16 protein-coding genes are annotated in these 19,982 nt (G+C 57.6%); 10 read left to right on the top strand and 6 right to left on the bottom strand.

Annotated elements, in window-relative coordinates:
* Positions 1–143: 143 nt before the first annotated feature.
* Positions 144–614, bottom strand: a complete 471-nt coding sequence (locus ACAW74_RS09280; RefSeq protein ID WP_370697911.1) for a MaoC family dehydratase — start codon at positions 612–614, stop codon at positions 144–146.
* Between the two features lie 65 nt (positions 615–679).
* Here ACAW74_RS09280 and ACAW74_RS09275 point away from each other — a divergent pair, with 65 nt between their 5' ends.
* Both ACAW74_RS09275 and ACAW74_RS09270 read left to right on the top strand, forming a co-directional pair.
* Complete coding sequence (locus ACAW74_RS09275; RefSeq protein ID WP_370697910.1) at positions 680–1,489, top strand: alpha/beta fold hydrolase; 810 nt, start codon at positions 680–682, stop codon at positions 1,487–1,489.
* 35 nt (positions 1,490–1,524) lie between these two features.
* The gene (locus ACAW74_RS09270) at positions 1,525–2,499 is read left to right on the top strand and encodes a hypothetical protein (RefSeq protein ID WP_370697909.1); all 975 of its coding nucleotides are present in this window, start codon (positions 1,525–1,527) and stop codon (positions 2,497–2,499) included.
* 8 nt (positions 2,500–2,507) lie between these two features.
* Here the strand turns inward: ACAW74_RS09270 and ACAW74_RS09265 are convergent, their stop codons facing one another.
* The 3 genes from ACAW74_RS09265 to ACAW74_RS09255 all read right to left on the bottom strand — a co-directional run bounded on the left by ACAW74_RS09265 (position 2,508) and on the right by ACAW74_RS09255 (position 6,023).
* Positions 2,508–3,653, bottom strand: coding sequence for a hypothetical protein (locus ACAW74_RS09265; RefSeq protein WP_370697908.1), 1,146 nt, complete (start codon positions 3,651–3,653; stop codon positions 2,508–2,510).
* Positions 3,634–4,440: a type IV pili methyl-accepting chemotaxis transducer N-terminal domain-containing protein gene (locus tag ACAW74_RS09260; RefSeq protein WP_370697907.1), complete on the bottom strand. Its 807-nt coding sequence runs from the start codon at positions 4,438–4,440 to the stop codon at positions 3,634–3,636. The genes ACAW74_RS09265 and ACAW74_RS09260 overlap by 20 nt, the downstream gene beginning before the upstream one ends.
* Before the next feature lie 275 nt (positions 4,441–4,715).
* Complete coding sequence (locus ACAW74_RS09255; RefSeq protein ID WP_370697906.1) at positions 4,716–6,023, bottom strand: Nramp family divalent metal transporter; 1,308 nt, start codon at positions 6,021–6,023, stop codon at positions 4,716–4,718.
* A gap of 124 nt (positions 6,024–6,147) precedes the next feature.
* Between ACAW74_RS09255 and ACAW74_RS09250 the strand changes: the two genes are divergently transcribed.
* The 6 genes from ACAW74_RS09250 to ACAW74_RS09225 all read left to right on the top strand — a co-directional run bounded on the left by ACAW74_RS09250 (position 6,148) and on the right by ACAW74_RS09225 (position 13,006).
* On the top strand, positions 6,148–6,810 hold the full coding sequence (locus ACAW74_RS09250; RefSeq protein ID WP_370697905.1) for a metal-dependent transcriptional regulator: 663 nt from the start codon (positions 6,148–6,150) through the stop codon (positions 6,808–6,810).
* A gap of 108 nt (positions 6,811–6,918) precedes the next feature.
* A complete protein-coding gene (locus tag ACAW74_RS09245) occupies positions 6,919–7,998 on the top strand; it encodes an LptF/LptG family permease (RefSeq protein ID WP_370697904.1) in 1,080 nt (359 codons plus the stop codon).
* A gap of 138 nt (positions 7,999–8,136) precedes the next feature.
* Entirely contained in the window at positions 8,137–9,069 is a 933-nt protein-coding gene (locus ACAW74_RS09240) for a DMT family transporter (RefSeq protein WP_370697903.1), read from the top strand.
* Positions 9,070–9,104: 35 nt separating this feature from the next.
* Positions 9,105–10,565, top strand: coding sequence for a DUF6056 family protein (locus ACAW74_RS09235; protein ID WP_370697902.1), 1,461 nt, complete (start codon positions 9,105–9,107; stop codon positions 10,563–10,565).
* Complete coding sequence (locus ACAW74_RS09230; RefSeq protein ID WP_370697901.1) at positions 10,562–11,305, top strand: glycosyltransferase; 744 nt, start codon at positions 10,562–10,564, stop codon at positions 11,303–11,305. The genes ACAW74_RS09235 and ACAW74_RS09230 overlap by 4 nt, the downstream gene beginning before the upstream one ends.
* Positions 11,306–11,320: 15 nt before the next feature.
* Positions 11,321–13,006: a hypothetical protein gene (locus ACAW74_RS09225; protein WP_370697900.1), complete on the top strand. Its 1,686-nt coding sequence runs from the start codon at positions 11,321–11,323 to the stop codon at positions 13,004–13,006.
* A gap of 3 nt (positions 13,007–13,009) precedes the next feature.
* Here ACAW74_RS09225 and ACAW74_RS09220 read toward each other — a convergent pair whose 3' ends face one another.
* Complete coding sequence (locus ACAW74_RS09220; protein ID WP_370697899.1) at positions 13,010–17,386, bottom strand: T9SS type A sorting domain-containing protein; 4,377 nt, start codon at positions 17,384–17,386, stop codon at positions 13,010–13,012.
* Between the two features lie 243 nt (positions 17,387–17,629).
* Between ACAW74_RS09220 and ACAW74_RS09215 the strand changes: the two genes are divergently transcribed.
* Together ACAW74_RS09215 and ACAW74_RS09210 are read left to right on the top strand one after the other, a co-directional pair.
* Complete coding sequence (locus tag ACAW74_RS09215; RefSeq protein ID WP_370697898.1) at positions 17,630–19,027, top strand: OmpA family protein; 1,398 nt, start codon at positions 17,630–17,632, stop codon at positions 19,025–19,027.
* An 87-nt stretch (positions 19,028–19,114) separates the two neighbouring features.
* Positions 19,115–19,480, top strand: coding sequence for a nuclear transport factor 2 family protein (locus tag ACAW74_RS09210; protein ID WP_370697897.1), 366 nt, complete (start codon positions 19,115–19,117; stop codon positions 19,478–19,480).
* A gap of 3 nt (positions 19,481–19,483) precedes the next feature.
* On the opposite strand, the gene ACAW74_RS09205 is transcribed toward ACAW74_RS09210, so the two are convergent.
* The gene (locus ACAW74_RS09205) at positions 19,484–19,978 is read right to left on the bottom strand and encodes a hypothetical protein (protein WP_370697896.1); all 495 of its coding nucleotides are present in this window, start codon (positions 19,976–19,978) and stop codon (positions 19,484–19,486) included.
* Between the last annotated feature and the right edge of the window lie 4 nt (positions 19,979–19,982).

Here is a 19,982-nt window from a genome sequence, read left to right as displayed (position 1 = left end):
TTATAAAGGAGTTATCTCATGTAGAGCCGCAATCCCTTGCGGCTCCTCGTGCGTTAGCAATAGACCCTGTAGAGCATTAGCCCCAACCGTGTTATTTGCTGACGCCTGAGAAGCCGCAAGGGATTGCGGCTCTACGGTTAAAATCATTCAAATAACAGCATAATCAGTTCAGCGACACAGGCGGGCTTCTGCTGACCGTCGACCTCGAAGACGCATTCGATGATCGCTCGAACGCCAGACGACTCCTCGTTGGCATTTTGGGGTTCCACGTGGTGCAACCAGGCTTTCATGCGCAGGCGGCTCCCGCTGGGAACGGCGTTGGTAAACCGGATCTTATTCGCGCCGTAGTTGATCGCCATCTTAACCGACTCGACCCCATACACGTCGGCCAGCAAGCGCGGGGCCAGCGAGAGCGTCAGAAAACCGTGGGCAATAGTGGTCTGGTAGGGCGATTCGCGGGTTGCCCGGTCGATGTCGAGGTGAATCCATTGATGATCGCCGGTAGCGTCGGCAAATTGCTGAATCTGTTCCTGACTGATCGTAACCCAGTCGGTAGTGCCGAGTTCCTGTCCGGCGTGGGCCGTAAAAGCGGCGAGGTTTGGGAATGTTTGCATGATGCGTATTGGATACTGGATACTAGATGCCGGATATTTGACGACCAACCAAACGCCGCCCGTCTGTGCCCAACGATTCGAATTCGATTGCCAGCCTTCAGTATACCAAATACGGGACGGGCCCAACGGTCTGGCTGGCATTGCACGGTATTGGGCAGGATGCCAGTTGCTTTGCGCCTTTCGGCGAACGATTGGCTCAAACGCATACGATCTACTCGCTGAATCTGCCCTTCCACGGACCTAATCAACTGGCTACTGACTGGCCGGACGCTGACTGGCCTGCTACCATAACCAAACCCTACTGGCAAAGGTTATTGGCCGATTTCCTGACTGCGCACCACATCGGCCGCTTTTCAGTGGCGGGGTTCAGCATGGGCGGGCGGTTTGCGCTGGTCACGGCTGAGCTGTTTACCGAGCGAATGGATCAACTGATCCTGCTGGCACCCGATGGCATTACCGACGATCCCTGGTTCAGGACGGCCACCAGCACTCGGGCGGGGCAGGCCGTACTCCGGTTTATGTTGAACCACACCGGATTTTTCCATCAGGTCGGGACGGGGCTGGTGAAGCTGAAACTGCTGAAACCGGGACTATTACGATTTGCCGAAGCCACGCTGAAAACACCCGCGCAACGTACCCAGATTTACCGCTCCTGGACGGCGTTTCACCCTCTGACGATCGACGTACCTACGCTGGCGCAGCGACTACGTACCCAGCAGGTATCGGTCTGCCTGATTCTGGGAAAATTTGACGCCGTGCTGCCCGCCGCCTACACGCAGCCGCTGTTGCGGGCGCTACCCGAGTGCCGCCTCATTGTACTGCCAACGGGGCATACGTCGCTGGTGAGGCGGGCCGCCGACGAAATAATGCTATAATCGTGCACCTTTACGTTTAAGATCGACCAACCGCCATGTTTGTTCAGCGCCATTTTCTCACCATCTTTGTCGTGCTCTCAGTGGTATTTGCCATCGCGATGGGGGCTACCCTGTACCAGAAAGGCCCTACGCCGCCACCGGCTGCCACCCCGGCCTCGCAACCCAATTTTCGGGCCTACTGGTTTGGCGGGAAAGCCGAACTGAACCACTATCGGCTCGAACAGGCGCAGTACGGGGCCATGAACCCCGGCGAAGCGGTCCTGATTTTCGTAACAGAAGATTTTCGGACCGATCTACAAGTGAAATCGGAGACCGAAGCCAGCCACGACCGATCGGTGCCAGTACTGAAAACCAATTATGTGCGTCGCTTCAAAACGGGCGTTTACGACTATTCGCTGTTCACGTCGGTGTTTACGCCCATCGACAATCCGGTGTTCCCCAACACACTGAAAGTCAGTACGTCGGGGCAGGAGTGGTGTGGGCATAGCTACGTGCAGGTCAGCTATAAAAACAATGGATTTCGGGTAAATGGGCGCTCGTATTTCGAGCAGGAAGCGACCGAAGACTACGATGTCGACGAAGCCTTGCTGGAAGACGAACTCTTCAACCGAATCCGGTTAAACCCCGCCGCCCTACCCACGGGCGACATTCACCTGATTCCCGGTACGCAGGCGGCCCGCCTCCGCCACAAGCGGCTGGCTTCGCTACCCGCCACCGCCACGCTCGATACGGTACGGGCAACCGAGTGGGTACGTACCTATACCCCCGGCCCCACAGCTAGCCAGGCAGTAGCGTATGCGGTTGATTATAAAGAAGATGGTCGGTCGCTGCTTGTGGTGTTCGAAACGGCGTTTCCGCACCGGATTCTGGGTTGGGAAGACACCTACAAAACCAAAGACCGCCTGCTGACGTCGCGGGCGGTCCTGACCAGTTCACTGCAATCCGACTATTGGACCCATAATACCCCCGCCGATAGCACCCTTCGGAAACAACTGGGCGTGGGCTTTTAGTAACCCCCTTACTTCACCTCCATCACCGTAAACGCCGACTGATTGGGTTGCCGCACTTTGTCAGCTACGCGGGTGGGCAGGCGGTCGTCGTCGTGGATGAGCAGTATCGTGTTGGGTGTCAGAAACGTCATGTCCTCCGCTTTGTGTGTGAGGTAAAGCGGCTCTTCGGCTGGGGTCCTCACCAAAGTCATTGTACCCAACGACAGCTCGGCTTCAGTAGCTGTCCATAGGTAAGCACCTACATTTTCGCCGCTCTCGTGCGTCGTAATAATCCAGAACAACTTGCGTACGGGGTCATATTCGAGGCTCGATAGCGCCAGCGGACCGGCTAGCTTTTCGGGCGTTTGCTCAGCGACGTTGATAGTACCGAGCAGGCTAAAATCGCCCGTCAGTTCAACGTGCTGATCACCACCGTTACCCAGCACCTGATACGGCACGCTCAATATCCGAACCACCGGCTTAAAATCCTGGAAACTGTTGCCTTCTTCCCGGACCCCAAAAAAAAGCCGGTTGGCAGTGGCCGTTAGCCCTTCAATTTTAAAGTAACGTACCAGACCAAAGTAATCGAGGTCACTGAGCGCAATTGCCGACGAAATCTTGTCGCGCAGTGCTACCGATGTGTTGACGGAATCGCTGATGGTGGGTGCGCCACCCAGCAGACGTACCTGCGAGGGCTTGCCGGCAGGCCAGCAAAGCAGCATATTGTACGTGTCCCAGGCGTTGCTGCCTTCTTTCACCCGGTCGAAGGCGGTGGTCAGAAAGACCCATTTGCGATCAGGGGTTTGGGCCAGCTCTTCATATTTTATGGCCCGTTTGAACAGGTTATGCGTGAAATAGGTCGGTGGTTGCTGCCTGTTGAGCGCGTCAGGGTTCTCCCAGACTCCAACCGACGCCTGCCCGTTGGGCATGGGTTTGTCGTGCGCGATCAACACCGATCGGCCATCGTATAACACGGCCGATGCCTCAAACCAAAATGGTTTACCGCCTGCCTTTACGCTATCCGGAAAGCCGACCGAAAAACCCTCCAGGCCCACCGAAGCGCGGATATGCTTGGTTTTGGGCTGAGCCTGCGCCGCTACACTGAGCAGAAACCACGCCATCACCAGTAACGTCGGGCGTCGGGCGGTCAGGAGGTTAGTCGAGAAGGTTGGCATATGTCGCGGTAATCTTGTCCATATTGGCCAGCATCCGGTTGGTTACGTTGAACACCTCGCTCGGTTCCATCGATTTGTCTTCGAAAGACAGGCAATTGTTTTTGTTGCATTTCTCCTCAAGCTGCCGCCAGTCAATGATCACCTGCGTGATAGCGTCGTCGACCTCGATTGTATTTGCATCCGACATAACCAGTGTCGTGATGCTGGCTTGAATCCCCGTTGCTATTTGCTGAATCTGCTTGACGGTGTCGTTGTTGGGCGTGGTGAGGCCACCTACGTAGGCTCCGTAATACAAAGTGAGCCGTTGCGCTAATAGCCGAATCCGGCCCGCCTGACTGGTATTGGCGGCGATTACATCAGGCAAAGCTCCTGTTTCAGACTTTTTCTGGGGTTGGGTGGCCGCCCATTTTATCAGAGCCACAACCACATCGTTGGTGGCTGCCAGGAGTTGCGAATTAAAATTGAGCACCGCCTGCGCGTTGGCCCGGTTGGGTTCAGCCAGCAACAGTTTTTTGTAGTCGGTCCATAGGCTTTCTTCCTTCGCCAGCAACGGGGCTATTGTCGACGGTGTATTGGCCTTCAGTATTTTCAGGTTCTCTTCAAACTGCACCGCCGACGACTGCATTTCGCGCGTGGCGACATCAGCGTTCTGGTTCAGGAACCGGAAAACATAGTCTTTCCCCATCCGTTGCGACAGAAAACGCTGTTTGTCAGCCATGTTGATCGACGTACCCGGCAGGAAAGACCGTTGGGCTTCGGCAACAGGCCCGGCTCCGAGTGTAAGCACATATACTAACAGGTTGGCGAATCGGTAGCGACCTTTCCCCAGGAAACAGGAACTATAACAAAGACAGAGTAAGTGGCGGGGCAGCATAAGTAAACCGGCGGGTATATGCCAATAAGTTAACAGATACCAACCGCAACTTACGTACCAATTAGACACAACTGGGAATTATTGCTTGGGTATAAAGTCGCATTTAGCCGTCTGAGCTATTTAACGGTACACCCTTTGCCGAAAAGACTATGTGTACTTCTCTAATTAGGAGAAAATGTTTATCGACGTTAACCCAGCACCGTTTCGATCAACAAATAGCCGTTGAGCACGATAATCAGCGCCGCCACCGCCCAGGCCAACGTTTTCAACCACATCGGGTTAGCGAAGCGACCCATTTTCAACCGGTCGCTCGTAAACTGCACCAGAGGCACAACGGCGAAACTGAGTTGAATCGACAGGATAACCTGACTCAGCACCAGCAACTCCGACGTACCCCGTTCGCCGTAAAGCAACGCTACGACCAGTGCCGGCACGATAGCAATCAGGCGCGTAATCAGGCGACGTACCCAGGGTTTAAGGCGCAGGTTCAGAAACCCTTCCATCACAATCTGCCCCGCCAACGTACCTGTGAGGGTGCTGTTTTGCCCGGAAGCCAGTAAGGCCACGGCAAACAGGATGCTCGCCATGCCGACGCCTAGGAGCGGGTCGAGTAGGCGATGCGCATCGGCAATATCGGCTACCTGCTGGTTGCCCGAAAAGTGAAACGCCGCCGCCGCCAGAATCAGGATGGAGGCATTGATGAAGAAGGCCAGCAGCAACGAGATCGTTGAGTCGATCGTGGCAAATTTAATGGCCGAAGCCCGGCCCGTTTCGGTGCGCGGGTAGTCGCGGGTTTGTACGATGCTGGAGTGCAGATACAGGTTGTGGGGCATCACGGTCGCCCCCAGAATCCCGATGGCGATGTAGAGCATGCCGGGATTGGTGACCACCTCCAGCCGGGGAATAAGCCCACCCATTACGGCCCGGACGTCGGGTTGTGAAGCAATGAGTTCGTAGCCAAAACAAGCCAGAATCACGAAAATCAGCCCGGCCACCACCAGTTCGAGCATTCGGAAGCCCTTATGCTGCAACCAGAGCAGCAGCAGCACATCGACGGCGGTGATGACGATGCCCACGGCCAGTGGCATGCCAAACAGCAGGTTCAGGGCAATGGCTGAGCCAATCACCTCGGCCAGATCCGTAGCGGCAATGGCGATTTCGGCCAAGACCCACAGACCGATGCTGACGGGGCGGCTGTAATGCTCCCGGCAGGCCTGCGCGAGGTCGCGGCCCGTAGCGATGCCCAGTTTCAGAGCAAGGTGTTGCAAGAGAATGGCAAACAGGTTGGAGATCAGCACGACGCTGAGCAACCGATACCCAAACTGCGCGCCACCAGCGATGTCGGTTGCCCAGTTGCCAGGGTCCATATAGCCCACGGCGACCATAAGGCCGGGGCCAAGGTAGGCCTTCAGGGTGCGGAAAAACCCCGCCGATCGCGGCACGGGCACGCTAGCATGCGCTTCGGGCAACGACTGAGTAGAGGGGTCGAGAATCATAGAATCAGGGTGAATGGCTTATTTTTAGGGTGGTCTAAAAATTTATTCTTACTAACCAAAAACTGATTTCCCGCTGGTTCTGTTCAACTTGCGTTCATAAACGGGAAGAAATTTTTGATAATCCATGCCGACGCAGTCGCCCACGGAAGAAAACTACCTGAAAGCTATCTACGCCATTTCAAACCGGCAGGATGGGGAAGAGGTAAGCACCAATGCACTGGCCGAAATGACCGCCACTCGCGCGGCCTCGGTTACGGATATGCTTAAGCGGCTGGCCGACAAGGGGTTAATTCATTATCGCCGCTACCAGGGTGTGCGACTGACCGACGAAGGTGAACGCCGGGCATTGCGGATTATCCGGCGGCATCGGCTGTGGGAAGTGTTTCTGGTCGAGAAACTGGGCTTCGGCTGGGATGAAGTGCACGACATGGCCGAAGACCTCGAACACGTACGTTCCGACGAACTGGTGGCGCGCCTCGATACGTTTCTGGGAAACCCGCAATTTGACCCGCACGGCGACCCCATCCCGACCCCAACCGGCCAAATGCCCCGCACGGCCTATCGCCCACTGGCCGAGTTGGCGCCCGGCGACGAGGCAACCATGATGGGGGTGCTGGATCACTCGGCGGCGTTCCTCCAACACTTGGCGCAATGCGGGCTGGTCTTGGGCTGTCCCGTTAAAGTTTCTGAAATCAATGCCTTTGACCGCTCCATGCGGGTGACAATTGACACGCATCCGGCGTTATTCATTAGCTACGACGTGGCGAAAAATTTGTTGGTACTATAATCGGGCTTAGGACCTGAGGCTCGGGGCAAGGGGTTACGCTACTGATTCAATTGTCTGTAGCAGTGCACCCTTGCCCCGAGCCCCAGGCTCCAGGCCAAACATACTCCCTTGAAAAAACTAGACTGGTATATTCTGAAGCGCTTTTTGCAGACCTACTTCTTTGTAGTGCTGCTGATCGTGTTGATTGTCTGCGTCGTCGATTACACCGAAAAAGTCGATGACTTTCGGAAACGGGCTGCCCCCGGCGCGGCGATCTTTTTCGATTACTACCTGAACTTCATTCCGCACTGGGCTAACATGATCAGCCCGTTGATGGTGTTCATTGCCACGGTTTTTCTGACCTCACAACTGGCTGCTCGCAGCGAGATCATCGCCATCCTGAGCAGCGGTGTGAGCTTCGTCAGGCTGTTGTACCCGTATGTGCTGGGGGCCACGCTGCTGGCGGCGTTGAGCTATTACATGGTCAACTACCTCATTCCGAAGGCCAACAAGACCCGCATTGCCTTCGAGCTGAAATACACCAAGGACGCCTACACTTACACGGGCCGAAACGTGCACATGAAGGTAGCACCGAATGTGTATGCCTATCTGGAAAGCTATAACAACCTGAACAACACGGGCTATAAATTCACGCTCGAAGAGGTGAAGGATAACCTGCTGAAGCAGAAACTTTCGGCCGACCGCATCGAGTGGGACACCAAGAAAGGCAAATGGGCCATCTACGACTATCAGGTACGTCGGTTTGATAGCGAGCAGCGCGAAACGCTCACGCCCGGCTCGCGTATCGATTCGACGCTCAACCTGAAACCGTCTGACTTCGACTCCGACTTCAGCCTGTTCGAAACGCTCACCAAACCCGAACTCGACAATTACATCAGCCTCATCAATAGCCGCGGGGCCGACGGGGTACAGATCTACCTGCTCGAAAAATACAGCCGCGACACCCGCCCCTTCGCCATCATCATCCTGACGGTGATCGGCGTAATTATGTCGGCACGAAAAAGCCGCCGGGGCGTGGGCTGGCAGGTGGCGCTGGGGTTCATTCTGGCGTTTGTCTATATTCTCTTCTATATGCTGGCCAAAGGCGTGGCCGAAGGTGGCACCATTGACCCGCTGCTGGCCGTCTGGCTCCCCAACATTGTCTTTTCAGGCATCGGGGTGCTGCTATACAACACCATTCCGAGGTAGAATAGGGCAGGGATTGCAGGGTGGCGTTGCCGCAGGGGTGGCAGGGATGGTTCGCATCGTACCTTTGCCCCAAGCCATCCCTGCGGCAACGCCACCCTGCAATCCCTGCGCGAAGCGACCCTGCGGCAACGCCACTCTATGCTCAAACATTACCTGCATCTTCATTTTATTGTCCTGATCTGGGGCTTCACGGCCATACTGGGGTTGCTACTCGAACCGCTGGGTGCGCCCGCCCTCGTCGTGATTCGCACCGGGCTGGCGGCGGCAGGGCTTTGGGTGGTGCTGCGCTTCTGGAAATCGCCGGAAGGCAACGTACCCAACCCCACCACGTACCCCCGCGACCACTGGGTATTGCTGGCCGTCGGCGGTTTGATCGCCATTCACTGGTTTGCCTTTTTCTGGGCGGCACGGCTGGCCAACGCATCGGTTTGTCTGGCGGGCATGGCTACCAGCTCACTCTGGGCGTCTATCCTGGAGCCGCTGATCCTAAAACGCCGCGTTAAACTCATCGAGGTGGTGCTGGGCGCCGTGGTCATGTCGGGGCTGTATCTGATCTTCCGCTTCGAGTTCGACAAGGTAGCCGGGCTCGCGGTGGCGGTGTTTTCGGCCATGCTGGCGGCCCTCTTTACCATCATCAACAGCCGATTTACCAACCGGTATAGTTCGCTGGTGATTGCCCAGCGCGAAATGGGCGGCGCTTTCCTGACTTCGCTGCTGCTGACGGCCATTTATGTGGCTGTAGCGCATCCGCCGCTGCATGAACTGACCCTGCAACGCCCCGGCCAATGGCTGTGGATGGCGGTGCTTGCCTTCGTCTGTACGGTCTATGCCTACACGGCGGGCGTGGGCCTGCTCCGTAAGTTTTCGCCGTACATGGCCATTTTGACTGTTAATTTGGAGCCGGTTTACGGCATTTTGCTGGCGGTATTGATCTTCGGCAACAGCGAACGCATGACGGGCGGCTTCTACGCGGGCACGCTGGTGATCCTGCTGGCCGTGCTGAGTTACCCCTTTCTGGTCCGCGAGCAACGCGCTGGCAAGCCCGAAACGGGTGTCGACCCGCTGGACTGAATCCCGTAGACCACACCCCATTCACGCTGTACCTTATGACGTCTCCGCTACTGGCCCGCCTGCTTCCCTTTGCTGCCTACGGGCTCTTTGCCGTTGTCTTCGTCCCGCTGCTGGTGCTCTCGGCCTTCAACCACGCGTCGGCGGCCGACGATTATTGCTTCGCGGATACGGCGGTGAAATACGGCTTCTGGCAGGCGCAAAAATTCTACTACGACGGCTGGACGGGGCGTTACTTCTCGAATTTTCTGGTGCACGGCAGTCCGCTCGTCTGGGGATGGTATGGCGGCTATCGGTTTATTCCGGCACTGGCCGCAACGGGTTGGGTGTGGGCCGCTTACCTGTTTATCGGCGAATTGCTGCGCGGAATCGTGGCACCAACGTCGGTGCGCCGGGTGAGCGCCATCCTGACGGCCCTCCTGTTTTTCCTGTATATCCTGGCCCTGTCGAGTGTGGTAGAAGGGTTCTTCTGGCTGGCTGCTGTTACCGTCTACACCGTCCCGACGGCGCTGATGCTCTACTGGGGTGCCGTCATGCTGCGTTGGTATCGGCAATCGCCCGGTACAGCTCGCCCCGCCTCGGCGGGATTGCGAACCCTCACCGGCATCTGGGCGGGCGTACTGGTGTTTTTCATTGTAGGTTGTGGCGAAACGCACATGTTACTGCTGCTGGGTATCCTGGCGGCGGCGGGTTTCTGGGTGCTACTGCGCGACCGTCGGCTCGACTGGCGATTAGCCGCCATGTTTGTCGTGGCGGTTGTCTCGGCCTGGCTGGTGATTCGGGCACCGGGCAACGCCGTTCGGATGAGCGGTGGCGTCACGGCGGGTAGCGTACCCACCGCACTTAAACTTTCACTACTCTGGCTGGCGAAGAACGTACCTGGCTGGCTCATCAAAACGCCCCTGTTGCCGCTGTCGGCTCTGTGGTTGCTGGTGGGCGGGCGTTACCTGCGCGAAGGCGGGCGGTTGAATACATTCGTCCATCTGCCGTTCTGGTACGCAGCCCTGGTGGTGGCGGGCCTGCTGCTGGCTACGGTATTGCCCTCATTCTACGCGACGCAATTCATCACCGACCGGGCCGTCAACGTCACCTACGCTGTTTTTCTGCTGGGCTGGCTTTATCTGCTCACCACCCAACTAGCCCGCGCTCAGCGGCTGGCGGCAGGTACGTACCTGCCGGTCGTACTGGCTATAACGGGTATCTGGGTGTTGTTTGGGGTCTGGCGCAGTCAGCCCGTCAAGCTGATTTATAGCGATCTGCTGAAAGGGAAAGCGGCGACCTATGACCGCGAAATGACCGAGCGCCACAACCGGCTCATTCAGCCGCCTGTGACCGACACGCTACGACTGGCCCCCCTGACCGTGGCCCCGGCGACGCTCTACGTAGAAGATATGCGCGACAGCCCGACGCACTGGTGGAATCGCTGCCAGTCGGGCTATTACCAACACAAAGCCATCATCATCGATTCAACGCTCCGCGCGCCGGCTGCTTCGTTATGACCAACCCCGTTTGCATCATTATTCCGTGCTATAACGAAGCCGACCGACTGCCCGCCGAGGCCTTTCTAACGTACCTGACTGCCCACCCCGACGTATCGTTCTGCTTTGTGAACGATGGTAGCCGCGATCAGACGGCCGAGGTACTGGCCCGTCTGCAACAGCAAATGCCCCAGCAGATCGACGTACTCAATCTAACCGCCAATCAGGGCAAAGCGGGGGCCGTGCGGGCGGGCATGCAACACACCTTACCCAAAGGTTACACGTACCTGGGCTATTTCGATGCTGATCTGGCTACGCCGTTGGACGCCATTGGCGACTTGCGGCAGGTGCTCGATGCGCACCCCGATTGTCGGCTGGTGATGGGCTCGCGTATTAAACATCTGGGTGTCAATATCCAGCGGAAGGCATTTCGGCATTACGTAGGGCGCATCGTCGCCACCTTCATCAGCCTCATCCTGAATTTGCCCGTCTATGACTCGCAGTGCGGAGCCAAGCTCATTCGCCGTGATGTCGTCGACGCCATTTTTCGCGACCCATTTATCAGCCCGTGGCTATTCGACGTGGAGTTGCTGGCCCGGCTGATCGGCGTTTATGGCCGCCCGAATCTGCCGGGGAAACTGCTGGAATTTCCACTTCGGGAGTGGATCGAGCAGGCCGACTCGCGCATTAGCCCCACCTATATGTTCCGCATGTGGGCCGAACTTTACCGTATCTACCGCACCTATAACCACCTGCGCTAACCTGCCATGACTGTTTTGCCTCGTTCTTTCCCGGTCTGGACAACCTGGTTGATGGCCCTGCCCGTTCTTGTGTTTGGGGGCCTGCTTTACACCTATGCGTTGAATATTCCGTGGTACGATGACATTGAGGCGTTTGTGGCGTTTCTGCCCGCCTATGACCGCGCCCCTACGTTCGGTGAAAAGCTGTACTGGCTGCTGAAACCTAATAATGAACACCGAATCTTTTTCGGGAAAGTCGTTACGGTTACCATCGCCCGCCTGACGGATGAACTGAATTTCCGGTACATCATTCTGATAGGCGGCCTCTGCCTGCTGGGTATCCTGACCATCTTTAGCCGGGTGTTTCGCTGGCAGAAAACGCCCTGGCTGTGGTTTACGCCGGTGCCGTTCGTGTTGTTGCATCCGCAGTTTCATCTGGCGAGCCTGTGGGCGATCACGTCCATGCAGCACTTAGGAGCTACGTTTTTTGTCATGCTGAGTCTGTATCTGCTGGCTAAACCAGCCTCGCCCGTTCGGTTTGGCGGGGCGGTGCTGTCGCAGACCATCGCGGCCCTGTCGATGAGCAACGGCCTGTTTGGCTGGGTGGCGGGCGCCCTGGTGTTGCTGGCGCAGCGCCGGTATGGCCGTCTGGCGGGCTGGGTAGTTATCAGCGCGCTGGTGATCTGGTTCTATTTTCACGACTTTGCCAGTCCGCAGGGCAACGAAACCAGCGTTTCGTTTTTCCTGAAACACCCGCATCTGGTGTTCTTCGGTTTCTTCACCTTCATCGGCGCTCTGTTCGATTTTGTGCCGAATCAGCCCATTCTGTGGCGGAGCGTGTTGCCCACGCTGGCAGGTTTCGGCATCATAAGCAGCATAGCGTGGCTGGTGTGGCGACAGCGCTGGTGGCAGAAAACAACTGGGCAGATTTTGGCTGATCGACTGCATCAGCGTTATTTCTGGCTGGGGGGCTACACGTTTCTGCTGGTCAACGCGAGTGTGGTGGCATTTCTGCGGCCGCGTTTCGGCTACGATCTGATGCTCATCAGCAACTACATGCTCTACCCGGCCCTGTGGGTTTGCCTGCTGTATATGCACTGGATAAGCGAGCAGGCGCCCCTCACTAGCCGGTCACTGGCCGTTGGGCTAGGCGTGGGCATTGTGGTCTGGACGATGTCGTATACGCTCAACTGGCCGAAGGTGCACAAATGGCATCAGTCGCTACAGGCCTACGGGTTTAACCAGCGCAACGCGGCGATCGGGCTGGCGGGTCAGCTCAACACGCCTCTCGCCGATTACGTCGATCAGCACATGCGCGAAGTAATCCAGTTGGGTTACTACCGGTACCCTACCATCCACGCTGCTCTGCCCGATTCGACGTTACTACGGCCGGCGGCTTCTTTTGGGCCGTTTGTACCACAACCCGCCACCATTACCTCGCAGCCTGATCGCTGGCAGATCGAGGTTACGCCGTCGCCCGCCTTAGCGGCTCGCAACCCGGCGTTCATGCTGTTACAATCCGACGCGTATACGTACCTGCTGGGCAATCAGGTGTCAGTCAAGCTGGCGTCGTTTGCGCTCAACCGGCCGGTGATGGCGGTGCAGGTAGAAGCCTATAAAGGCAGCTTCCGGCCCGGTCGCTACCGGCTGGGGTGGGCTACTACCGATGGCGCATCGACGCCCATTATCCGCTACACTGACCAGTTTATGGTAGTGGAATAAGCGCTACTGTTTCACCACTTTAAACACCGTTTGCCCTGCGTCGCCCGTCACGCTGAGCAGGTATTGGCCGGCGGGCAGTTGACTCAGATCGACTTCATGATCCAGACTCGTCAACGTACCCAGATCGCGTTGCCAGAGGGCACGCCCCTGCATATCGGTGAGGTGAAGCGACACGCGCTGCGCCGAGGGTAAAGGGCCCCAGACACGTACCTGACCCTGTGTCGGGTTGGGCGCCACTGTCGCCCGGATGGGCAGGTTCGGGTCCACGGCCAGCGGGTTCACCACGGTTACCGTCAGGCTGCCTGTGGCGCGCCCAAGTCCGCATTGCAGGTTGAATACGCTCTGTAAAGTATACGTCGTGGTGGCGTCGGGCCGAACCCGGTAGAAGAAGGGCGATTCGTTGATCGTCAGCACCTCCATGCCATAAATGCTGTTGGTCAGTGTCAGCGACCACGGCCCGCTGTTGTTCAGCGTAATCACAATTGGCACCAGCTCGTTTACATACGCCTGCGTAGGTCCGGCAATAGTCGCCACCAGCCCCGGCCGGATGGTCAGGATGGTGCTCGACGAACCCAACACGGCCGGATTACTCCCCCCGATCCGCAGCCGATACCCAGAGCCTGAGACATTGGCTGGCAAGGTAACCGACAGCATATTCGCCGAAACCAGCCGGGTCGGCAATGGCTGGTAGTTGAGGCCGGTCGTGTCGGAGAGGTACACCGTATACGTGTTATTGGTGCCGAAGGTGCCTTTCGCCTCGAACGTCACCAGCACCGTACCGCCCTGACAGATACCCTGCAAGCCGCCCGTTGGGCTGATGGTGGTCACGCGAAGCTCATTCGTCGCGTTGGGCAGAACCGTCACTGAGACGGATCCCGTGGCTGCTCCTACGCCACAACTGTTGCTCACCCGCGCTACCTGGTACGTGCTGCTTTGCTGGGGCGAAAAGGTAAGCACGTTGTCGGCCGTGTTGAGCGTCTGCACGGTGCCGCTTGTAAACGTTACCGAGACGGGCAGAAACCCGCTGGCCACCCGAACGCCCACCGTCACGGGTTGGTCGGCATACTGGATGGCGTTGCCGCCCGCAATCACCACGCTGGGTACGTCGCCCACAACGATTGTCGGCGTGTTGTCGAAGCCCGGCAGGCCCGTTACCGACGAAACCAGCGAGACCAGGTACGTACCCGACGGGATGCTGGCGTTGATCGGGAACGTAAGTCGGTCTATGGCGTTGGCCGACTCTGCGACCCGGATGCGGTTACCGCTGGTGCTGGTCAGGAAGACGGTGAACCGATCGGTGGGCGTGAAATCGCCTGCGACTTCGTAGCTCACCGTGGCCTGATCGCCATTGCGGCAAAACTGCGCTTTGTTGACCGCCAGCGACCGCAGGCCTGGCTTGAACGATACCCGGACGCTGCCTGTCGCCACGCCAAAACCGCAATACGAATCATATACGCCCGACACGCTGTAGGAGGTTGGCCGGGCGCTGTTGGCAAACAGTGGCACGGTGGTCGGCAAGGTCGCGATGGGCGAATAAAACTGGTCGTTGATGCGGTACTGGTAGGGGCGGGGGAGTATAGTTGGTGTTCCCGACGGATCGGTAAGCTGTATGTTGACGCTGTTCTGATTGGCTTCAAGGACGACCGCTGTCTGGTTGTTGGGCGGCGTCAGCTGAAGGCGCGGAATTCGATAAAACCGAAACGAACCACTGGTTGGCTGGCTGTAAAACTGATCTCCACCTGCGTTGGACAGCACCCGCACGGCGTAACTCTGATTGACTGTGAGCGAACTAGGTAAGCTGCTGGTGAGTCGGTTGCCCACGAGGCGGGCGGGCAAGGTCTGTACCACATTGTCGTTGAGCAGGACCTGTAGTGAATGGGTCACATTGGCGGGTATGGCTCCCTGTGCCACCACGAAAACGCCCAGCGAATCGCCCTCACAATACGCCGTTTGTTGAAGTTGTGGTTGCCAGATAAACGGCTGCACCCGCACCGTGACGGTGCCCGTGCCTGTCACCGCCCCGCAGCCGTTTCGTACTGACCGAAGCGTGTAGGTGGTGGTTTGGGCTGGCCGGACAAACACATCGGTACCTGCGCCGGTAAACGTGCCACGCGTACCGTCGGAGAGGGTAAGCTCCACAGGTACGTTGCTGTTCGAGGTGGTAGTCAGGCGAAGGGGGATAGCGTCGCCGGGACGAATAACGGTTTCGGTCGCGCCAAAACCCCCATAACTCAGCTTCACCACCTGGGTCGGATCGATGTAGGTAAACGGGCGCGCGGCACTGGCGAGTACACTCGTGCCCGATACCGGATTGGCCGTAACGACACGTACCTGAACCCGGTTGAAGAGCGTGTATCCAACGGGAATCGTAACGACAATGGGGCTGGCGTTGCCCGCTCCCAGATACCGCCCTTTGAACACCCCATCGTCTTCCACGATCTCGACGCGGTACGTTGTGTTGGCCGGTAGGTTGCCTTTCGTCGTAAACGCTACCGACACGGTAGTGGTCCCGCAGAGAATGGCGGGCAAGGGTCGCATGAAAATGGCTGTCGTATCGCCCAGTACCCGCACCTGCGCACTTCCCTGCGCAACGCCCACGCCGCAGCTATTCTGCACCGACGCCACGCTGAACGTACCTGTCTGGTTGGCCAACGCTTCGACCAATACTGTACTGCTTTTTTGCGAAAAGTCGATCATACCCTGCACCGTTTGCCGCGAACCGTCGGAGAGGGTCAGTTCGGTCGGCGAGGCATGGCTGGCCAGATCGGCGAGCAGGTACGTTAGTTGCGGCCTGTCGAGCGTTTGGGTAGCCGAGCGAAGCAACAGGCGCGGCGGAGTTGCCACGGCCAACGGCAGACTATACACATTGCCGGCGTTACCGTTACGGGCCAGCTGGCAAAAGAACTGTCCGGCCCCCAACGCGCCATCGCGGTTGTAGGCGGGGTCGGTCAGGTAGTTGTCGGGCAGGGGGCGTGCGGAGGCCGTCAGGATGCCGGTGTTGGGTTGGGCTCCCGCCACCACCCGTTGCACCACAAAATCGATGGTGCCCGCCTGTAGCTGATCGCCGGTGTAGCGCGCGGCCCCGCGCAGGCTGTAGTCGGCAGCATTGGTTGAAATGGCACTTTCGTTTGTGGTAAAATACACCTGAAACGATTGCCCCGTACAGACCGACGTGCTCGACAGCGAGTCGATGCGATAGCCGGTTCTGACGGTCACGGTCGCGCTGCCGCTGCCTGCCTCGGCTCCTACCGCCGCACAGCCGCTGCTCACCCGTTGAATCGTGTAGGTTGTTGTTTGGCGGGGTTGTACGGCAATGGTCTGGGCGTTGCCTTCTTCGTAGGCCGTAAACGGGCGTTCGGTGCCGTCACTAAATGCTACAAAACCACTCCCTAGCCCAATAATCGTGGCCTGTAGCTGCGCTGTCTGGCCAAAATTGATGGTCGTGTTACCACCCGACAGCCGTACTGTTGGCGCTCGCCGGATCGTGACCAGGCTGGCGACGGGGTCGTATTGATCGCGATAATAGGCCGACACGTTGGCGGCGTCCGACGTAAGCCGAAGCCGGTATACACCCGAAGTCGCCACGTTGGCCGGAACAGTAATGCGCAACGGGCTGCCTGTGGCCGAGGCGGTGGCGCTGTAGGTTGGTCCGCCACCGCTTGTTGGTACAAAATCCACCCGAAAGGGGGTATTGGCGGGTAAGGGCCGATCGGTCGAATAATAGACGAGCAGGGGTTGCCCGGCGCAGGGCTCGGTGGTCGACAGCCGCGACACCAGCAGCCCCACCGACCGTACCGTGACGGGAATGGCTCCGCTTGTGCCACTGACACCGCAGTTGTTGGCGACCGTAGCCAACTGATACGTCTTGCTCTCGGTTGGAAAGACCGTCAGCGTCGCCTGCTCAATGTAATTGTCGATAGTACGCTGTTGCCCATCCGTAAACTGAAGCGTGTAAGGCCCGCCGCCACTCAGCCCTACCGCCAGCGGTAGCGGATCGCCCGGATTGAGGGTGACTTCGGTAGCTGGGGTTAACAGACGGGCCGACGGAATGGTGTTGGCCTGAAACGGGACGAAGTTGCTGCCTACCTCCGGCTTCGTCGACGACACCTGAATCTGATACGGTTGCCCCGCCCGAATTTTATCGGGAATCCGAATGCTGCCGCCGAGGGCCGACACGTTGTCGGTGACTACTGCCACCATGCCATTGTTGTCGTGAAACGTGACTTTGAACTGGTTCCCTACGTCAAACGGCCCCACTACAGTAAAACTGACCGGCACAGTACCGCCCAGGCAACCCGCCGGGGCAGGACTTAGCAGGATTTGTTGCCCAAACCCGTGTAGCGTGAGCAGGCAGCTCAGTAGACTGCCTAAATAGCGCAAACAGGAACGGGAAAAAAGGAAGAGGAAACGTTGATGCACAGGGTAGGGTATTGGCTGTTCTGATCTGAAAATTAACCAATCCATGACCAACCGTTGCCAAAAAGGCAGAACAATGGCCCGTCGATGCGCCTTTTTTTATTGAATACGCCTACAAATCCAACGAAAATAAAACTTTCGTAAGAGAAGATTGTAATTTCTAATACCCCAAACGTGCTTAACCGCACATAAACCACACAGTTGAGTATGGCAGTTAATCTGATTGACATGGCTAAGAGTTACCTGACCGACGCCGTTATTAGTCGCATCAGTAATTCATTGGGTGAGAGCCCCGAAGGCACGCAAAAAGCGGTGCTCGGCGCTCTGCCTCTGTTTCTGAGTAGCCTTATTTCACGCAGCAGCACTCCCGAAGGGCCCGGTTTTTTAAGCCGCTTACTCCAGCAGGCCATGCCGTCGGCAACTACCTCGGCCTCGGTCGATGCCGATGATCCGGATACACTCATGCAGCGGGGCAGTGGTCTGGTTGACTCACTGTTCGGACCGAGCAGCAACCTGGTATCGGGCGTACTATCTCAGTACGCTGGCGTAAAAACCTCGTCGGCTTCGGGTCTGTTGGGGCTGGCCGGTTCACTCATTACCGGCGCATTGGCGCGTCAGGTCGCCTCCCCGAATGGAGGAGGTTTCGATATGTCCAGCATTACGAACCTGCTGGTCGGCCAGAAAGAAAGTGTGACGGCAGCGCTGCCATCGGGGCTGGCGGCACTGCTAGGCAACGTACCGGGCCTGGGCGCGCTCACGAGTGGGCTGTCGGGGGCAGCAGGTGCCATCGGCGGCACACTAGCGGGGGCTGGCGCGGCAGCGGCTTCGGCGTTTGGAAACAAACCGGGCAGTGCGCCGGTCAACACCCCTGCCTATGCAGACGACGATCGGTCTGGTGGATTTAACTTCTGGCCCTGGTTGCTGGCAGCCTTAGCTGCTGGTTTGATCTATTACTTTGTTCGGGGATGCGGCGACAAACCGGCTGACGCCACAACGACAACAACCGCTACCGTAAACGATACGACGTCGGCTGCCGTGCAGGATGCTACGGCTACCATCGATACGGCGCAGGCAGCTATGGAAGCCATGGCCGATACGGCAAGCAGCGCCATTGCCACCGCGGCGAGCAACGCGGCGGCAGCCCTGGGTACGTTCGGGGCTAAAAAATTGCCCGACGGCGTTGAACTGAATATTCCGGCCAATGGCATTGAAAGCAAACTGATCGCCTTTATCGAAGACGCCAGCAAGCCCGTCGACAAAACCACCTGGTTTAACTTCGACCGATTGCTTTATGAGACAGCTAGTGCCAAGCTGAAGCCCGAATCGCGCGAGCAGTTGCAGAACATTGCGGCTATCTTGAAAGCATACCCCGCCGTGAACCTGAAAATTGGCGGATACACCGATAACACAGGCAATGCAGCCGCTAACAAAAAACTGTCGCAGGAGCGTGCCGAATCGGCTATGAAAGAACTGGTCAGTCTGGGCGTGGCGGCTAGCCGACTGGAAGCCGAAGGCTACGGCAGCGAGCACCCCGTAGCCAGCAACGCTACCGAAGAGGGTCGTGCGCAAAACCGCCGCACGTCGTGCCGGGTGACGAAGAAATAAAAAAATAAATAAGCTGTACGTTGTCGAGTCGTACGGGCTGACGCGCGAATATTGCACGTCAGCCACGTACGACTTATTTTTTTGCCCATGACCGCCAGCGAAGCCTGTATCCGTCGGTACATCGACGCCTACAATCGGAAAGACATCGATGCCATGATGGCCTGTTTTACTCACGATGTCGTGTTCCGAAACATCAGCAACGGCGAGATTACGCTGGAACTAAGCGGCCAACCGGCGCTACGCAAACAGGCGCAGCAAGCGGCGCAACTCTTCAGCGAGCGCGAGCAGACGATCACCTCCATGCTGACCTACGGCGATTTCTGGGAAGCGACCATTGCCTATCGGGGTACGTTCGCCAGCGGCCCCAATGCTGGCCAGACCATCGAGCTACAGGGGGAGTCGCGCTTTTTCATGGAAAACGACCTCATTGCCCAACTTACCGACAAAAGTTAGGCTTTACTGTGCCTCCCGTAGACCACGCAGGGTATCGCGCGCTGATAGGGTATAACCAATGGCTTTACCGACACAAAAGAGCCGGATGGCATTACCCAACATCCAGAGAAAGCCCAGACGGTGTGCGTCGACCTCGGGTACGGCAACCGATCCCAGAAAGAGTTTTACGTTGATCTGCGTCACGATCACAATCGTGAGTAACGTACCCAACCCGCCCCAGATGGCAGCTCTTTTCAACATGATCGGGGCCAGTTGCCGGGCCGGATTCTGACTGAGGCAGAGCCAGATTAAAGCCAACACCGCTAACTGCGTGACAGGTACGTAGTAATGGTATTGAATGACGACTGAATAGTAGCGATTGTAGGCTTGCAGGACATCGAGTGGGGCCACCAGCCAGTTGGGCATCAGAATAACTTCTTCATATAGGTTGCCGAAAAACCAGAGGAGCAACCCGAACAGGGAAAAATGTAGCCAGCCGAGGGTTCGTTTGTTTGTCATACCC

It is taken from the genome of Fibrella musci (assembly GCF_041321105.1).
In the GTDB taxonomy this organism is placed as follows: domain Bacteria; phylum Bacteroidota; class Bacteroidia; order Cytophagales; family Spirosomataceae; genus Fibrella; species Fibrella musci.
The sequence above is the reverse complement of the archived record's forward strand: the minus strand, read 5'-3'. Positions and strand labels throughout refer to the sequence as shown.